The organism is Pseudoalteromonas sp. S16_S37 (assembly GCF_014694405.1).
GTDB lineage: Bacteria > Pseudomonadota > Gammaproteobacteria > Enterobacterales > Alteromonadaceae > Pseudoalteromonas.
In genome coordinates, this window is sequence record NZ_JAAUWV010000002.1 from 80,707 (window position 1) to 98,526 (window position 17,820).

At 37.3% G+C, this 17,820-nt stretch carries 15 protein-coding genes; all 15 read right to left on the minus strand.

Annotation, left to right across the window (positions count from 1 at the left end):
- Nucleotides 1-10: 10 nt before the first annotated feature.
- Nucleotides 11-943, minus strand: a complete 933-nt coding sequence (locus tag HC733_RS01370) for a UDP-glucose 4-epimerase family protein (protein ID WP_190363265.1) — start codon at nucleotides 941-943, stop codon at nucleotides 11-13.
- A gap of 4 nt (nucleotides 944-947) precedes the next feature.
- A complete protein-coding gene (locus HC733_RS01375; RefSeq protein ID WP_190363266.1) occupies nucleotides 948-2,108 on the minus strand; it encodes a glycosyltransferase in 1,161 nt (386 codons plus the stop codon).
- Nucleotides 2,105-3,574: a heparinase II/III family protein gene (locus HC733_RS01380; RefSeq protein ID WP_238937396.1), complete on the minus strand. Its 1,470-nt coding sequence runs from the start codon at nucleotides 3,572-3,574 to the stop codon at nucleotides 2,105-2,107. The genes HC733_RS01375 and HC733_RS01380 overlap by 4 nt, the downstream gene beginning before the upstream one ends.
- A 170-nt stretch (nucleotides 3,575-3,744) precedes the next feature.
- On the minus strand, nucleotides 3,745-5,883 hold the full coding sequence (locus HC733_RS01385) for a bi-domain-containing oxidoreductase (protein WP_190363268.1): 2,139 nt from the start codon (nucleotides 5,881-5,883) through the stop codon (nucleotides 3,745-3,747).
- Between the two features lies 1 nt (nucleotide 5,884).
- Entirely contained in the window at nucleotides 5,885-6,670 is a 786-nt protein-coding gene (locus HC733_RS01390) for an AglZ/HisF2 family acetamidino modification protein (RefSeq protein ID WP_190363269.1), read from the minus strand.
- On the minus strand, nucleotides 6,664-7,287 hold the full coding sequence (gene hisH, locus HC733_RS01395) for an imidazole glycerol phosphate synthase subunit HisH (protein ID WP_190363270.1): 624 nt from the start codon (nucleotides 7,285-7,287) through the stop codon (nucleotides 6,664-6,666). Before hisH ends, HC733_RS01390 begins: the two co-directional genes overlap by 7 nt.
- Nucleotides 7,284-8,411 carry an N-acetyl sugar amidotransferase gene (locus HC733_RS01400; RefSeq protein ID WP_190363271.1) on the minus strand — a complete coding sequence of 376 codons (1,128 nt, stop codon included), beginning with the start codon at nucleotides 8,409-8,411 and terminating at the stop codon, nucleotides 7,284-7,286. The genes hisH and HC733_RS01400 overlap by 4 nt, the downstream gene beginning before the upstream one ends.
- A 306-nt stretch (nucleotides 8,412-8,717) precedes the next feature.
- Entirely contained in the window at nucleotides 8,718-10,628 is a 1,911-nt protein-coding gene (gene asnB / locus HC733_RS01405) for an asparagine synthase (glutamine-hydrolyzing) (protein WP_190363272.1), read from the minus strand.
- Nucleotides 10,629-10,663: 35 nt separating this feature from the next.
- Nucleotides 10,664-11,860 (minus strand): O-antigen ligase family protein, encoded by a 1,197-nt coding sequence (locus tag HC733_RS01410; protein WP_190363273.1) that lies wholly within the window; start codon nucleotides 11,858-11,860, stop codon nucleotides 10,664-10,666.
- A gap of 4 nt (nucleotides 11,861-11,864) precedes the next feature.
- Nucleotides 11,865-12,749 carry a glycosyltransferase family 2 protein gene (locus HC733_RS01415; protein WP_190363274.1) on the minus strand — a complete coding sequence of 295 codons (885 nt, stop codon included), beginning with the start codon at nucleotides 12,747-12,749 and terminating at the stop codon, nucleotides 11,865-11,867.
- 51 nt (nucleotides 12,750-12,800) lie between these two features.
- Complete coding sequence (locus HC733_RS01420) at nucleotides 12,801-14,015, minus strand: lipopolysaccharide biosynthesis protein (RefSeq protein ID WP_190363275.1); 1,215 nt, start codon at nucleotides 14,013-14,015, stop codon at nucleotides 12,801-12,803.
- An 84-nt stretch (nucleotides 14,016-14,099) separates the two neighbouring features.
- Entirely contained in the window at nucleotides 14,100-15,212 is a 1,113-nt protein-coding gene (locus HC733_RS01425; RefSeq protein ID WP_190363276.1) for a DegT/DnrJ/EryC1/StrS family aminotransferase, read from the minus strand.
- A 4-nt stretch (nucleotides 15,213-15,216) separates the two neighbouring features.
- Nucleotides 15,217-16,077, minus strand: a complete 861-nt coding sequence (locus HC733_RS01430) for a UDP-3-O-(3-hydroxymyristoyl)glucosamine N-acyltransferase (RefSeq protein ID WP_190363277.1) — start codon at nucleotides 16,075-16,077, stop codon at nucleotides 15,217-15,219.
- 11 nt (nucleotides 16,078-16,088) lie between these two features.
- Nucleotides 16,089-16,838 (minus strand): acetoacetyl-CoA reductase, encoded by a 750-nt coding sequence (gene phbB / locus HC733_RS01435; RefSeq protein WP_190363278.1) that lies wholly within the window; start codon nucleotides 16,836-16,838, stop codon nucleotides 16,089-16,091.
- Nucleotides 16,839-16,859: 21 nt separating this feature from the next.
- Entirely contained in the window at nucleotides 16,860-17,816 is a 957-nt protein-coding gene (locus HC733_RS01440) for a Gfo/Idh/MocA family oxidoreductase (RefSeq protein ID WP_190363279.1), read from the minus strand.
- Nucleotides 17,817-17,820: the final 4 nt, after the last annotated feature.

The following is a 17,820-nucleotide window of genomic DNA, read 5'->3' on the forward strand; positions in this document are numbered from 1 at the left end:
AAAAGTTCCATTACGCTCGATTAGCCGACAATTTAAACCCATCTTCAACAGAATAAGGCGGCTGCCAATTTAACGTTTTCTTTGTGTGTTCAATATCTACTTGCAAAGACCCAACGAGCCTATCAACAACACTTTGCTTACCAAAAACCTTTCCAGCTAAATTAAAGCAACAAACAGGAACAGGGAGTGACAAGTTAGCTTTACCTTGTACTTTTGCCATCAACGCAACCATTTCAGCAGTTGACAAATCATTGTCGTCGCTTACTAAAAACGTCTGATTTGCAGCCGATGGATGATCAATACAAACCTTGATAAGGTCAACAAGATTATAAACAGATACTAAGCTTCGTTTATTATTACTAATACCTCTAAAAGGTAGCGGTAAACCTTTACCTACCAACTTCATGAGTGATGCGAAGTTTGCTTTAACCCCTTCACCGTATACCAGTGGAGGTCGAATAATAACAATTTCCATACCCGTTTCTTTACCTAATGCCATAAGTTGCATTTCAGCTTCAGCTTTAGAAACGCCATAAGGATCTTCCGGTTTTGGTTTATCTGAAACACAAAAAGGTTTTAGGGCTGAAGTACTTTCACCATTTACTTTCACCGAACTCACAAAAATAAACCGCTTTACCCCAGCTTTTACAGCCTGCTTTGCCAGGTTCAAAGTACCTAGTGTATTAACTTCTCTGAAAGCTTCTAAGGGATCAGCTGCAGCATCATTCATAACATGAACACGAGCCGCGATATGTATTACAACTTCTACTTCATCTAACACTTGAGTGTAGTTTGTAGTTGCATCTATATTTGCTTTCAAATAGTTATTACACACAGAGGGAACAGAGCGCCCTAGTAAATTAACACTCTCCAACGAATCAAGAGCATTTAAAAGATGGCAACCAACAAACCCTGAGTATCCAGTAATTAAAATGTTCCCCATAAAACTACCTTAAAGTGACAATAGAGTCACTCATATCCTTCATTATGTTGGTTCTTGTGTATTTATTGATAAAAGCATCCCTATCGGTGTGCTCTAACTTTAATTTATTTAATGCTTGCAGTGCCCCTTGGTCATCTCCCGGATAAAAAACCTCTGCATTAGACACTTCCGACTTAATAAAATCAGCAGCATACCCAGAAACACCCGCCAAAATAGGCTTCCCTGTCGCTGCATATTCAAATATTTTTGACGGTAGTACCTTTTCAAACGCAGGATAGTCATTTAAATGTAGAAAAAGAACATCAGCATTCAAGTACTCTTCTATTAGCTGATGCCTATTAACTGGAGGTAATAATTCAATATTAGCAAGCTCAGTGACACTATCAGTTAGCTGTGGTTTTCTTCCTCCATCACCAATAACGCTAAAGTGATAACTGTTACCTACTTGACTAGCAAATTTAGGCAAAATTGAATGCAGCCCCTGACCTTCACCAATATTACCGGCATAGACAATCCGCTTTGCTTTTTCTCGAGATAAGTTTTCGTTTTCCCGACTTGGCAGCCCCAAAAACTCATCATCTATTCCGTTTGTAAACCAAGAATAATTAGCTTTCGAGTATCGAACTCTAAAGTATTCATCAAAACCTTTTGACACGAGGTTAATATGTTTTGCAGAAGAAAAAGTATATTTTTCTATTGCCGAAAGTAATGGCTTTAAAAAAAATACAACCTTAGAAGGTAAAACGTCTTTAATAGAATCTACAAAAATGTCTCTTATATCGAGATACAAAGGTACCTTCTTCTTTTTCGACACTTGCGCACCTAAAAACGCGGTGAACAATCTAGAGCTTGTTGCAAAGACTAAATCATAGTCCTCATTTTTAACTAATTTCAGAGCTTGCTGATAGAAGGTTTTAAAAGACTTTATTTGATCAAGCATACCACTTGCATGAGTTGGTAAAACTATTCGCCTTACTCTTATGTTACCGTCAATCTCTTCAGCTTTTGCACCAGCCTCAAAACTAGCATATCGATTTGGCATTGTTGTGACTACATCGACCTCTACCCCAGTTTGCTGCTTTAGCTGCTCCACTAAAGCTGTCGTTCTAAACGAGCCAGCGCATAAGTCTGGTTTAAAGTAAAATGATAAAACCAGTATTCTCACGAGTCCCTCTTAATTTGTTTAATTACTGTTCTTAAGGTGCCGTTTGTAAACTCTATCTCAATCTTTTTATTTGCAATGGACTTACCAAATTCAGGATGCCAAGTACTTTCTTTAAGATTAATCGGCTCTGAGCTACTGATTAAGCAAAGCACTTCATCATCTTTTGTGATTTTAAGCTCTTTCTCTGAAAGTTTAATGACATCAACATCGGGGTGAAGATGCAAGTGAAAACAAGCCGGGAGCTGTTTTGATAACATATCTCTGATAATGACACTATCAAGAGAACATTGTAATTCACGTGTATGTTTAACCTTCGGGCTTTGCTGCAAATAACCATTGTGACTGGCGACCAACTTTACACTATTTTCGTTAATTATGGATTTTTCTAATTTTGCATACGCCCGCTTCGCTACCCTAAAGCCCGTCCAAACTTGCGAAGAGTCTAATCCACAAACAGATACCGTATTATGAGCAGCCGTTTTACGCTGCCTGACCCGCTCTTGACTTGTACCATACAGAGATGTACCCGAGTTTACAAAAACCCGCAGGTCACCTATCGATAGCTCAAAGCTCAATGTATCCGCATGAGCATGACCTGGTAAATAATCAGGCCCAACATTTGCATGATCAAAAATCACGGAATAATTTGCAAGAGAAACTCTGCTGTAACCACTGGCTTTATTAGTTACTAATTGACCTTTTACTTCTGTGTGCGCTAGCTCAAGTTTATTTGCGTAAGCAAAAATTTGATGCGGTTTCATCGCAATACCAATAGAGGAGTCATTAAAAAAACTAACTTCACCATCTGTATGTATGATAGAAGAAAGCCATTTTAAGGCTTTTCTTGCTATACCTGTCCACTTTGGTAAACAATCAAGTAACTCAACTCTTTTACTCGTCATAGCTAAATCAATTAGTTCAAGTAAATCCCACAGCAAGATTTCATGATACATTGGGGAGAGTTCAAAATGTGCACCATCAGATAAAAACTGCTCATCAAGCTCCTCATTCAGTAGCTTGATCCCTTTAGCTAAAAGCTTCCCAGAGTTTTCTCCTTGTAAATAAGCGCCAACAAAGGTCAATGCCTTCGCATTAGCAAATAAATGGTTTCCAAGGATATGATACTCTAACTGCTGCATCAGCACATTTGCTTGTTCAAGCATACTTTGAAGGTACTTAGGAGTCGCTTCGGGCTGCACACTGCACCATTTGACCCAATTAACCAACCGTAAAGAAATTGGGTAAGGCTCCCAACCATTTCCACTACACGGTGGGTTTTCTGAAATCCACTTTTCAATAAAGTCTTTATGAAGAGTGTATCTCTTCGCCGCATCTTGTGAGCTCAAGTCATCGAAATAATGTAAGTTGTATAACCATAACTTAGGCTTACTTGCACAATTCCAATCGGCAGGCGTTTTAATCGTCCCCGCTTTGTTAAGAAACTTAACATCGGTAATACTAAACAAGCTCTGCTTATTGAGTAATGGACCAGACCACTGCCATTCAGAACTGCTTGGCTGGGAGCATTTGATAAACTTTGGTTCACTAAATCGATAGTAAACTCTGTAATATATCTGCTTAAACTTAAGATATTTCACTGTGTGAAATATCTTAAGTAATCTTTCTAATTGGCCGCTCATTGTTGTCTAAGTTGCTCGGCTATATCGATAGATATCTTTGCTACTTCAAAAATCTCATTTATATCAATTGGTGAACTTTTGCCATCACGGATAGAGTCTAAAAACAATTTCGAACAAAGGTTTTGACCTTTATCTTGCTTCCAAAGGTTCATTTTCTTAAACCCTTTAAAGCCAAAGCCTTTTAACTTTACAAAGTTATCTAATTGCAAAACTTTACCGTCAGCAAAAACTTCAACCCTCTCTTTCGGGAAACTTGCTGCACCGTTTGCATAATAGTGAATTGTACCAAATGAGCCATCAGCGAATCCGAGTATGATCGCGGCTTTGTCTTCCGTGATGTCTACCGCATCACTATCACCCATTCTACGCGCTTGTACAGACACAATTTCACTACCAACAAGAAAACGCATTAAGTCGACGAAGTGACATGCTTCACCAATAATTCGCCCGCCGCCAACAGCAATATCTTGAGTCCAATGATCAGCTGGAATGCCACCTGCATTCATAGTCATAATGAATGACTTAGGCCCCTTTATAGGATCAATTAATGACTTCATTTTTTGTATTTGAGGCGCGAAACGGCGATTAAAACCAACCATTAACTTTGGAGGATTGGCTGATTGAGATGCTTCTTCGTAAGCTGATTTTACTTCTTCAAGTTCATCATGAGTGATCGCAAGAGGCTTTTCTACGAAAACATTCTTCCCAGCATTTAATGACTGCTTCACAAAATGCGCATGGCTATTATGACGTGTGACAATAGCAATTGTATTTACTTCGTCACTCTCAATTAAAGCGTCTGTATCTGTAGTTGCCTCTTTGAAGCCTGCTTGATTGCCATGAATAACACCATTTATACCGCCTGAAGTAGAAATACTATGGAGCTGTGCACCCGCATTTTTAAACGCAGGGATTAAAACCCGTGACGCATAGTTGCCAGCTCCTACAAAGCCTATAACTGGTTCTCCAGGTTTATATTCGACTTCAGGATTAAGTGTTACTTTTGAAGTGTGTCGAGACTCTAAAGGCGAACTATACTGTAAAAGGATACCCAGTGCAGACTTGTCACTCGTAAGTAAATCGTAAGCTTCTGTCGCGTTTTCAAACAGAATCCGATGCGTGATAAGCTGCTTTACGTTAAGCTGCCCACCAGCCATCATGTCTAGAATAGCTTCAAAGTTTCTTTGCTCCGTCCACCTAACAAAAGGCAATGGATAATCATTACCTTTATCTTCATAATTAGGATCATAACGACCAGGTCCATAAGAACACGATACTTGGAAAGTAAGCTCTTTTTCATAAAAGTCGGCGCGACTAAGCTCTAAACCAGTTACGCCCACCAAAATAATACGACCACGTTTGCGACTCATTCTAGCAGCTTGAGTGACTGGATCATTCGATTTTGTTGATGCAGTAATAATGACACCATCAATACCATTACCACGGCTAAATGCCATACCAGCTGCGACAGGATCTTCACCTCGGCCAGGGTTACAAATTTCCGCCCCAAACTCTTTTGCCATATCAAGCTTAGTCTGATCAAAGTCAATAGCAAGTACTCTGCAACCTTGAGCACGAAGCATTTGTACAGTTAGCAAGCCTATAAGTCCAACACCAGTAACAACAAATGATTCACCCATAGTAGGGTTGGCAAGACGTATACCTTGTAAACCTATACTGGCTACAACCGTAAACGCAGCCTCTTCGTCAGAAACATTCTCAGGGATTTTTGCAACAAGATTTTTAGAGACTCGCACCACATCAGCATGAGGACCATTCGAAACAACACGATCCCCAACTTTAAATGTATCTACGCCACTGCCAACTTGCTCTACAACACCTACATTACAATATCCCAACGGTAATGGTTGGGCCAACTTAGATTTCACAGCATCAACCGTGGTCATAAGTCCATCTGTTTGAACTTTCTCGAGCACCATTTTAACTTTATCAGGCTGAGAACGGGCTTTATCTATTAAATTTGCCTTACCAAAATCCACAAGCATTCTCTCTGTACCTGCAGAGATGAGTGTTGTAGTGGTATCAATGACAACATGGTTCTTAATTGCTTTAGGAGCAGGCGCCTGAACAATTGATGAGCCGCCTTTCGCCATATCCTGTAGAATTTGTTTCATCTTACTTTCCTAATTGTGAACGCGCGATCTTTCTTATCTTAGTGAGAGCATCTTGAGTCAAATAATTAATAAGTACCGCTTTGTATACACCTTTAAAGACAAAAAGACTCCCTGCAGAAGCTCCGATCACTTTAAACTTTTCAATCAGATTTAATATATCTTCTGAAGAGCCAGCTCCGCCCAATATAGTGAGAGGAACACTTGCTAGATCTCGCACTTTTTCGGCCAACTTCATATCGTAGCCTTTCATCATTCCATCTTGATCAATTGAATTAATGACTAACTCACCAACTCCAATCTCTTCTAATTCAGATATAACTTGCTCTAATTTCTTTTTGACTTTGTTCTTACCGTTATGTGTATATATTTCATAACTGCCAAAAAGTGTTTTTTTTACATCTAAAACCACAACAACACTTTGCTTGCCTATAATATCAGCCATTTCTTTAAGAACTGATGGGTTACTTAAGGCTTGACTTGAAATGGCAACTTTCTCGACACCTAGTTTAATAATTTCTTGCGCTTGTTGAGGTGTTTTTATTCCTCCTCCGTAACACAATGGCATACGACTCTCATTGGCGAGGTGCTTAATCATTTGATAGTCGGGAGACTTGTTTTCGACTGTTGCATCAATGTCTAACACAATCAGCTCATCAACCTCTTTTTCATTGAAGATTTTTACTGCATTAATAGGATCGCCAACATATTTAGCATCTTTAAATTTTACTGTTTTAACAAGTCCTTTATTGTGAACGAGCAAACATGGGGATACTCTTGATCTTAGCATACTGAAAACTCGGCAAAATTCTTAAATAGGTTGATTCCGTTTGAGTGGCTTTTCTCAGGGTGAAATTGGAAACCGAAAATGTTGTCTTTTCTCACTGCACAACAAAAATCGTCACCATAATGAGCTTTAATAAACACATCATTTGGATCATGAGCCTCAAAGTAATATGAATGAATAAAATAAAACCCTTTCTCACAATCTATGTTATTCAACAATGAGTGTGATTGCTGTGGTACTATTTCATTCCAGCCCATATGTGGAAGTTTAGGCTTAAAAGGTATTTTTGATTCATCGAACTTCTTAACCGAAGCATCAAACCAACCAAGCCCAGGTAACTTACCTTCATCACTGTTTTTAGCCATAACTTGTAAACCAACACAAATACCTAAAACAGGTTTTTTTTCGACCATTGCAAAATGATCCAGCGCTGCTCTCATCCCTGACTTTTCTAGTTGTGTCATTGCCTCATCAAAAGCGCCAACACCAGGCAATATAATTTTATCGGCTCTTTGCAACTCTTCTGGCGTACTTGCAAAAAAAGTGTCAATTTTTAACTTGGTAAATATATTTTGAATAGCTTGTATATTACCCGAGCCATAATCAACTATTGCGATCATCTTTTCCCGCCCTTTTCAAGGCCAAGCTTTCTCATTACCTTTGCACCTAAATCATAAATAGATTGCTGGTTCTTATAATCTTTGTAGGTTTTGTTAGGCGCTTCCAAATAACCTCTTAGTTCTTCAGTGGTGATGCCAAGCTTGTTGGCAATGTAGTTGAAATCATCATCGATAGTCTCTGGATCATAAGGTGGCTTTTTGAGCCTTTCCAACGCATCTTCACGCGTCATTTGACCTGTAACGATCAAGCTGGAGTACTGTACTTTGCGAGTATCATAACCAAACTTCTTATATAGCCAATAAGCCTCATAGAAACGTGTAAAGCGAGACTCAAAGTGTTTTTGTGCGTAACGCTGATAACCGTAATTATCAACTAAAAACTGCGTTGCTTCCTCTTTGTCATAAGGCATAAAGTCAAGTGGTCTATATAACTTAATCCCTTTGATATATGGCAAGTAAATTTTGTGCCATAAGATATTTGTTAATGGGAAGTTCTTCAGTTTCTTTGTACCAAACTTCTTTTGAATATCTTTAATCTGACGAGAGTCTGACTGGAAATACATCCACTCTAGTGGATTGCGGATACACTCAGTTGAGTAGTTACCGCCTGTTAAAATATGTTTAATTTTATGCTTCGAAGCAAACTTGTACATCGTCGCAAAAAATGCATGGTCTTGCGGCGTGTCTGTATGAGAAACACCTGCTTTAAAGAAAGAAAGCTGCAAGTCTTTCATTTCTTCCCAATCAATAACTTCTGTATAAAGATCTAAACCAAGGCGATCTACTATTTGCTCAATATTGTGAACAGCCTGCTGAGAATTCCAGCCAGCATCAACATGAAAAACCAATGGTCTTAAACCTAGTTTCTCTTTTGCTAAATAAACAAGGTATGAGCTGTCAATACCACCACTCATACCTATAATGCAATCAAACTCTTTACCTTCACCTTCCTTTTTAATATCGGCTGCGATTTTTGTTATCTCTGCCCAACCCTTTTCATCCGTGTGCCAATTAGGCTTAATATCATTATAAAATGTCGTACAATGATCGCATACTCCATTCTCATCAAAAGTAATTTTCGAATCCGTTGTGTCCATTACGCAGTTAGTACAAATTTGATGCATCCGTTAATACCCAAGATTAAAAATTTAGTCTTAATAAAAATAGCTTTAAGTAATAAAACTCAAGTCAAGCTATATTCGCTAATTGTATGTACTTCAGTAAATACAAAATGTAGCCTTTAGTTAAGTACACCCCAATACAATTTCGCCTTATCTATTAGCTATGTTCTAGTTAATTGCCTCTACACGCTACAGCCTTATAAATCAAGTGCTTAATAATATAAATAATAACTACTTTTTATGTAGCGCTTCTTAAATAAAAGCAAGATCAGCTATTTTCTAACTACAGTTTAAGGAAACGTAACCTATCTATTTAAAGTTATACCTCTGATACAAATCACTCGAAAACAATAAATGAATACATAACAAAGAAAAAATTAAATTAGAACGGTCTTTCTTACCTGTCTGTTGCTCAAGTAATATTTCAGATATTTTCTTACTATCAAATAAGCCAAATTTTTCTATAGAATCAGACGATAAATAAGCCTCAACTAGTTCAATACGCTTTAAGAGCCATGCTCTTAAAGGTAAGCCGAAACCAGACTTTTCTCGATAAATAACTTCATTTGGCAGATGCTTTTCCATTACTTTCTTAAAAATAGACTTTGTAACATTTTTGTTAAGTTTGGTTTCATATGGTAATCTATTCATAAAGCTAACTAATTCAAAATCTAGTAAAGGAACCCTAGCTTCAACACCATTTGCCATACTCATCCTATCTGAATAAACCAAATTTAATGAAGTCAGATCATAAGCTTTGTCTAACTCTAACAAAGTACCGCCAATAGTATTGCAAGTAGACTTAGACATAAAGTCATTTAAGAAATCTGAGTAACTCTTTAGTTGTTCTGAATTGTTAAATATATTGTATAAATACTGTGCATCAGCCCAAGAGTAAAGTGAAAATACTTTTTCACTTTTTGATTTAGATAAAACCGACAATGCTCTTTTTACACGACGATATTTGCTATTGAATTTACCTTTAATTGTGGCTGGTAGAATTGAGTCAAGCGCCTTAAAAAAACCAGCAGAAAATTGCGGTATTTTACTAATCGCGATTCCCATTTGATGACGCCTGTAACCAGCCAAATATTCATCTGCACCTTGACCAGTCAATAATACTTTCACCCCATCTGCTCGAGCCCTTTCAGATATTAAATACATATTTATAGCAGCAGGGTCCGAAATGCCATCTTCAAAATACCTAATCATTTCTGGTAATAAGTTTACAAAGTCATCTTTGGCTGTCATTTCTACAAGTTCAATGCCAAGTCTATCGGCCATCAATTTAGCGTACTTGATATCACTTTCTTGCATGTCTAATTGATTATCTTTCTCTTCAGTAGCAATTGTATATGCTGACTGTAAAATAGCACCATTATTAATTGCAAGCTGAGCAATACAAGATGAATCAAGACCACCGCTCAACATAACAGATACAGGTACATCCGAAACCAATTGACGTTTAATTGCTTTATTTAGAAGCAAATCAAATTCTTGACACAGTTCGTCATAATTAGACTTAGAGGGTTTACTGTAAAGTAAATCTGAAAACAACGGTTTTGTTTCTATTAATTTTCCATGTGAAAACTTATGCATTACACCGGGTGTAAGCTTTTTGATTTCATTAAAGTACGTGTGTGGCTCTGGAATGAACATAAAAGCTAACTGTTCGTAAAAAGATTGCTTACGTAACGAAAGCGAATCTTGATGCAAAGTAACAAGACTAGAAAGCTCTGAGCTAAAATAAAAACCGGTATTAGTTTCTATATAAAATAATGGTTTAACAGCCAACGGGTCTCTTAGAACAGTTAGCTCACTGTTAACGAAGTCATAAATACATATGGAAAAAATACCATTTAATTTATTTAGAAATTTCTCACCTTCTCTTGCGAAGCCTTCAATTAAAACCTCTGTATCGGAGTTAGAACTCCACTGTAACTGTGGGTAATTAATTTCTAAATATTTCTTCAGCTCTTGAAAGTTATATATTTCCCCATTAAAAACCACAGAAAATAAATTATCTTTACTAAACATCGGCTGGTGACCGTTACTAGATGTATCGAGTATTGAAAGTCTTGTATGAGCTTGTATGCAGTCCCCTTTAATTGTTTCAAATACACCGAAACCGTCCGGACCACGATGACTTATTGCCTCTACAGCTACCTGAATGTTTTGAGAAGATTTTTTGTTTACACTGGCAGAAAAAATTCCACACATATTAATACCAATCTATAAGTTGAATTCGAGTAATTTTAATTTATTTTTTCTCTGTGGGAGTTCGGAGAACTTTTTTTATAAAAAATAGAAAAAGCCAAAAGTAAACCAGCTAATACAAACACAGCCCTGCCCGTATAGACATCATAACTTCTTGTGTATTCAAGCAGTAGATATATGTAACCAAAAAACAAACCTTTTAAATCCTTATCCCTTGAAGTATGCTCATTGCTTAAACCTTTGTAATATACATAAATAGGTAGAAGTAAAAAACCTGAGAAAAAAATTAATGATACACATCCGCCATCAACAGCAACCTGCAGGAATAAATTATGAGGGTGTAAAGCTGGGTCTATCAAACTATAACCAAGACCATGCCCAAATATTGGTGCCCGAAGAAATTCTTGCCACCAATTTTTCCAAATAACCATTCTTATACCCACCCCCGTTCCCTCTTGATTCATATCAGTAATACCTACCAACCTGTCAACTGTCCTTTCAGGTAATAGCATTATACTCAAGGCAAATATAAGGGGTAATAAAATAAATGGAATAAAGAACTTTCCAGCTAAAGCTTTATAATAAGAGTAAGCGCGTAGGTTAGAAGAATAAGAAATAAAATTAACTATTAATATCAAAGAGGCAAACATTAAAGTCCCTCTCGACAAGCTAAATACAACACCTAAAAATACAACACATATCATTAACTTTTTTATTAAACCAACATTTCGACAAAATAAATCATTTGCTAAAAGGGAAAAAGAAAAACCAAGAACAAGGCCAACTGCAAGATAATTATCTGCCGTCCAAAATATTCTATAATCACCATCAATTAGTTGCCCAATAATAATGAGTATTGACAAAATAAAAGACACTGTTAGCACAGCATCTTTGAACTTGACAAGTAACACTTCATAAGGAAAAAAAGAAGAGGTTAGATAAAAAATTACAGCTATAAAGATAAATATAAAGCTTGTCATAACATCATGCTCAACTAATCCAAACATAGGTTCGAAGCACAAAAAGAACAAGCTAGAAAATGCACATACATAGGCAATTAAGTGTGTGCGACTTATTCTGACGCTAGGTAGTCTCCATAAACATGTAAATAAATAAGTTAGAGCTATCACTGCATATATATAAATACTAACATTGACTAAAAATACAGGCCAAACGGGAGCTGTCACCAACAAACCCAATGAATAACCTTGTAATTTAGCCATTTTTGAAGTCATCGAACTACCAACCTGAAAATAGTAAGAAGAAACGACTTCTTAGAGTATAAAAAAAGTTGTTATAGTTAGAAACAGCCCTAAGTTTCTCGACTAAAGTAACTTGCGAAAACAAAATTCTGAAAAACTGTTTGTTCAATCGAAAGCTCTCACATTCAACACGTTTTTTTAATTCTGTTCGCGCAGAAACTGACATTTCATCAAAACGACTATCATAAAATAACTCATGCGCTTTATAACGAGAAGAAAATTTTTCATTGTAAGTATCAAAATCCATTTGATGACTAATACTATTTCCGCTATGCACTCTCCAATTATTACTTATAATATCTGTATGTACTAAATTCCATTTCTGATCAGATAAGTAGCGAATTGCAACCTCCATCCAAGTATCTTCATTTGGTAAAGACTCCGGAATAGGAAATATCAACTCAACAGCTTTTCGATTCATCATATACGAAGAGCCTGTAAAACCACCCACACCTGGTTTATTCGGTATTACAGCTCCATTTAATTTCTTATTTTCTGAAAGTATCTGCAATTTAGATAAACCTACAGTTGGCTCATCATTACAATGAGATATTGAATCAATACGTTTTTCTAAACTTCCTTCTGGCATTACATCATCCCCTGCAAACATGCACACATAGTCACCTTTGGCTAAGGAAATGCCCAAGTTAAAAGCAGAAGGTTTTCCTGCTTTTGGGTTTTTCGTTAGATAAAAATCATATTGTTTTTGTAAGCTCTGCAAGATTTCAAAAGTATTATCATTTGAACCGTCGTCTACTACAATAAGTTCAAAATTAACCCCTTTTTGACCAAGTATACTTAGTAAGGCCTCTTCAACATGTATTTGTTCATTTTTAACAGCGACAACGACAGACAATAACATATTAACTCACCAATAATTATAAAATTAAAACCCACATTGCGTAACTCATAACTAATTCCCTTTTGAATAACGCCATGACATATAACCAGAAATAGTATACATACACATCCCAGCTAAGCTGAACAGGCTCAAAGCCAGCTCATCATTACCATATTCGTTACCAATGAAAAACGAAGTTAACGTTACGCACAAAAATGTTACCTGCCAAAGCAAGTTTTGCTTTTCTTTTTCGGCAACAAAAAACATAAAACTTAAAGGGCTAAATACAAACTGTGAAAAGAAGAAAGGTGTCAATAACCTTACATAATCTCCCGCTTTAGACCACTCTTCTCCAAAAATAACTCCGAACATGTATGGTGAAAACGCATACAGCAGACCAAATGGGAGGATAGAGACTAAAATGAGTTTTTTTAGTGTGCTTATAAAGATTATGTCGCAACATTTATTTGTGCTGTATTGCTCACCAGCCTTTTGTCGAAAAACATCACCTATAGCACCTCCCAATATGGAAATAGGAGAACCTACAACTCTTTGGAGCAAGATGTAGAACCCTGAGTACCTTGTTCCAAAGAAAGAACTCAATAAGATATTTGGCAACTGAATAGCTGTAGTATTTACTACATGTGCAAGCATCAAGAAACGGGGGAAATTTATGTATCGTTTAGCCAAAACATAAATTCTTGCTTTACTACTATTAAAACTAAAATTATCAGAAAGCTGCACGGAGTTAAGCAAATACAGCACCCCTACTGCCTGTCCAATTGCGAAACCAAGAATTAAGCCAAGCTTATTTATTTCAAAATACCCAAATAAACACTGAGTCGCCACCATGGAAAGGCCAATTAAAACTCTACTTTTCGCTAACAAAGAGTAGCAACAAACTCTATTAAACCAATAATATAGCGATTGGTACAACCCCACTAAGCAAACACACATTGGGACGATTATAAGTACACCCAATGAATAATCCTCACCTAGAGTACTCTTAATCCCAAAGCTAAATAAAAAAATTAAGGCTGCACATAAAATACTTGTGCATATCACTAAAAAAAAACACAAGCGTAAAATCAAAAAAGCACTTTTATTACTTTTCGGAAGAAGAATTGTTAGTTCGTACCTCCAAGTAACTAAACCTGACAAAATCATTGCAAAAGCAAACAAGGAAGCAAATAAACCAAACTCTGCTGGTGTATAAAGACGTGTCAATAATGGAGCTGCAATGATAGGAAGAACCTGAGCAATTGTAGTACCAGAAATTAAAGTCAATATATTTCTTGTTGTATTTTCTCTGACTAACAACTTGGACAACATCTAGTTATTCATCCTGAAAAGAGAGTACATATAATTATATTAATTACCACTAATAACAGCACGCACAACTTTGCCAAAATCCTCACTTACCATATAAGGGTGCATCGGTAAACTAAAAACTGAAATTGCTAAACGCTCTGCTATCGGGTAGTCACCTTCTTGATAACCTAGCGCTTTAAATGCGGTTTGTTGATGCATACACGTACCGTAGTAGACCATGGTCGGAATACCTTGGGCTTTATATTTCGCCATTTCTGCATCTCGGTCTGACACCGTCAATGTATATTGTGCCCAAGAGCTAACATAGCCCTCTGGGACAACGGGTGTTTTGTACGTGTCTTTTAATTCTGCTGTGTACTTTACTGCTGCTTTGTTGCGATTAACCAACTCTTGCGGGAAGGCGGCTAGCTTTTCAAGTAAAACTGCAGCCTGAATGGTGTCTAGGCGCGAATTCATACCAATACGCACGTTGTCGTATTTATCTTTACCTTTACCGTGTACGCGAAGTGACTCAAGGAGATTTGCATAATCATCATTATCGGTAAAAATCGCACCACCATCACCATAACACCCTAATGGCTTAGCTGGGAAGAAACTGGTTGTTGCAATATCACCAAATGACCCTGCTCGCTTACCATTAATTTCGCCACCAAAACCCTGCGCTGCATCTTCAATGATTTTTAAATCATATTTATCTGCAATTTTTCTAAGTGCTGGGTAGTCTGCTGGTAAACCAAATAAATCGACTGCGATAATCGCTTTCGGTTTTAATTTACCTTCTGCGATTACAGCTCCAATACGCTTATCTAAATCGTTTGGGCAGATGTTGAATGTATCTTTGTTAGAATCAACAAATACTGGAGTTGCCCCCTCATAAGCAATCGTTTCTGCCGTTGCGAAGAAAGTAAATGTCGGGCAAAAAACCGCATCACCTTCTTTGACACCTAACACCATTAAGGCCAAAGTCAGTGCGTCTGTTCCATTTGCACAACTTATAGTGTGTTTAACACCGACATATTCTGATAACCGCTGCTCTAGCTCTTGCACTTCAGGACCCATGATATAATGACCATGGTCTAAAACAGTTTGAATTCGAGTGTCTATTTTTTCTTTTAAGTGCTGATATTGCGCAGCTAAATCTATAAATTGCATTAGATTAATTCTTCTGTGTTCTCAATACTTTTGCAGGATTACCTGCAACAATCTCGTTATTGCCAACGTTTTTTGTTACAACAGCCCCTAAACCTACTAGCGCATTACTGCCAATATTAATACGCTGCTTAATAGTTGCATTTGGTGCAATTCTTGTATTTTCACCAACACAAACATAACCACAAAATGAGACTCCGGCGGTTATAGTAGATCCTTTACCAATATTCACATCATGAGCAATATGTACGAGATTATCTAGCTTTACATCATCTTCAAGCACTGTATCTTCAACTGCCCCTCTTACGATGGCGCAATTATAACCAACTTCAACTCTATCACCTAAACGAACGCCTCCAATAAATGGCTGACGCAATATGAATTCATCATCTTGAACAAAGCCATAACCTTCACCACCGATTGTAGCACCAGAACGAATAACACAATGCGCCCCAATCACCGTTCCTGTATGGATAACAACATTATGCTCAATTACTGTATTACTACCTATGACAACACCATTTTCAATTACAGTGTTCTTACCTATCCTTACGTTTTCACCATACTTAGGTGACTCACAAAGCACTTCAAAACCGTGCTCTAACTCAACATAGTTAATTAACTTAATCAACCTCACAGTTGGGTTTTCTGCTAGCAAGCACGTATAGCCTTCAACAGCTTGAGGCGTAATTAAGACAGTACCTTTAGCTGGCAACTGACCCTTAACGTAATCGCATATACTGTTGTAACCACCTACATTCGAGTCTGAGATAAACTCAATTTGTTGCTCACCATCTTCGTCCAAGCTAAGACCCAGCAATTGACAAACTTCATTTAACGTGATCGGTTTACTTAACTTTGCAGCCATGATCGGTACTCCTAATACAAATGCTGGCCACCATTCATGGCCAAATTACTTCCAGTGATAAATGCTGATTTTTCAGATGCAAGGAAACGCACTGTGTCTGCGACTTCCTCAGGCTCTCCCATTCGTCCAACGGGTATTTCACTGATGATTGCATCTAATATATTAGGAGGTATTTTGCTTGTCATCTCAGTTCTTATATATCCTGGTGAGATCGAGTTAACAGTAATACCTTTACGAGCTCCCTCTAATGCTAAAGATTTTGTTAACCCATAGATTCCAGATTTAGAAGCAGAGTAATTGACTTGTCCAAACTGACCTTTCTGCCCATTAACCGAAGAAATATTTATTATCCGCCCATAGTTATTTTCAAGCATTAGGATGAAAGCCGATTTGCTCATATTAAAACAGCCTGTTAAATTTGTATTGAGAACTTCATTCCACTGCTCAAACGACATCTTTTTAATAGAAGAGTCTCGAGTAATACCCGCGTTATTCACTAAAATATCTAAACGACCAAACTGCTCTTTAACTTGGGCGATTAACTGTTCGCAACTTGTATAGTCAGCAACATCTACTTCCAATAGGTATAGGTCCTCATTGTTGTCAAATCGTGTTTTTTTCCAGTCTGTTGCACGCTCTAAAGTTCCTAGTCTAATAGTAGCAATTACAACCACTCCATCACTAAGAAAACTACCTACAATGGCAGTACCAATTCCTCCAAGAGCCCCTGTTACAACTGCTATTTTCTTATCCGACTTCATAACCTAAAACCTTGATTTTTTTTATAAAACCTTAATTAATAATGGATGCGCTTTCTCACCAGCTTCAACAACATCTTGAACGCGAATGTTCTCAACTGTTTCAATGGCAATTCGGTTTGCATCAATACCAAACCCATTACCTGCTAACACATTTTGATAGCTTTGAGTATGTAGGTCGGTAAAGCCACCTGAGAATTCTAGCTCTTCGGTGTTATCACCATCATTAATGGTGATACTACGGTAAGTTAGCTTTTCACCTTTGACTGCGTTGTCTGGTAGGTTACTTGAGTCGATTGATAAGAACCATTTAACTCGCGCACGCTCATATTCAAGATAGCCACTCGCTGTTTTTTCATCTCTAAAATGCACTTCGTTGCTTTTTAGTTCACCAAAAATAAAGTGAAGCATGTCGTAAAAGTGCACACCAATGTTCGTCGCCACGCCGCCTGATTTGTGGTCAAAGCCTTTCCAAGACTTCATGTACCATTTACCGCGTGATGTCATGTACGTTAAATCAACATCGAATACTTTATCAGCAGGCGCTGCTGCAACTTTTTCTCTTAAGGCGATAATTGATGGGTGTAAACGTAGCTGTAGAATTGAGTTAACACGAGCACCATATTTTTGCTCATACTCTTTCAGAATATCCATATCTTCTGAGTGCAATACCAACGGCTTTTCACAAATTACATCGATGCCATTTTTAAGTGCATACTTCATGTGTGGTGCATGCAGATAGTTTGGGCTACAAATTGAAATATAATCTAGTTTATTACCATGTAAAGCTTGGTCTTCAACAAACGCCGTGAAGTCTTCAAATTCTGTGAAAAATTCAGCCTCAGGGAAATGGCTATCCATAATACCCACAGAATCATTGATATCCATTGCTGCAACTAAATTATTACCCGTATCTTTAATCGCGCGAAGGTGACGTGGTGCGATGTAGCCCGCAGCACCAATTAATGCAAAATTTTTCATGCTA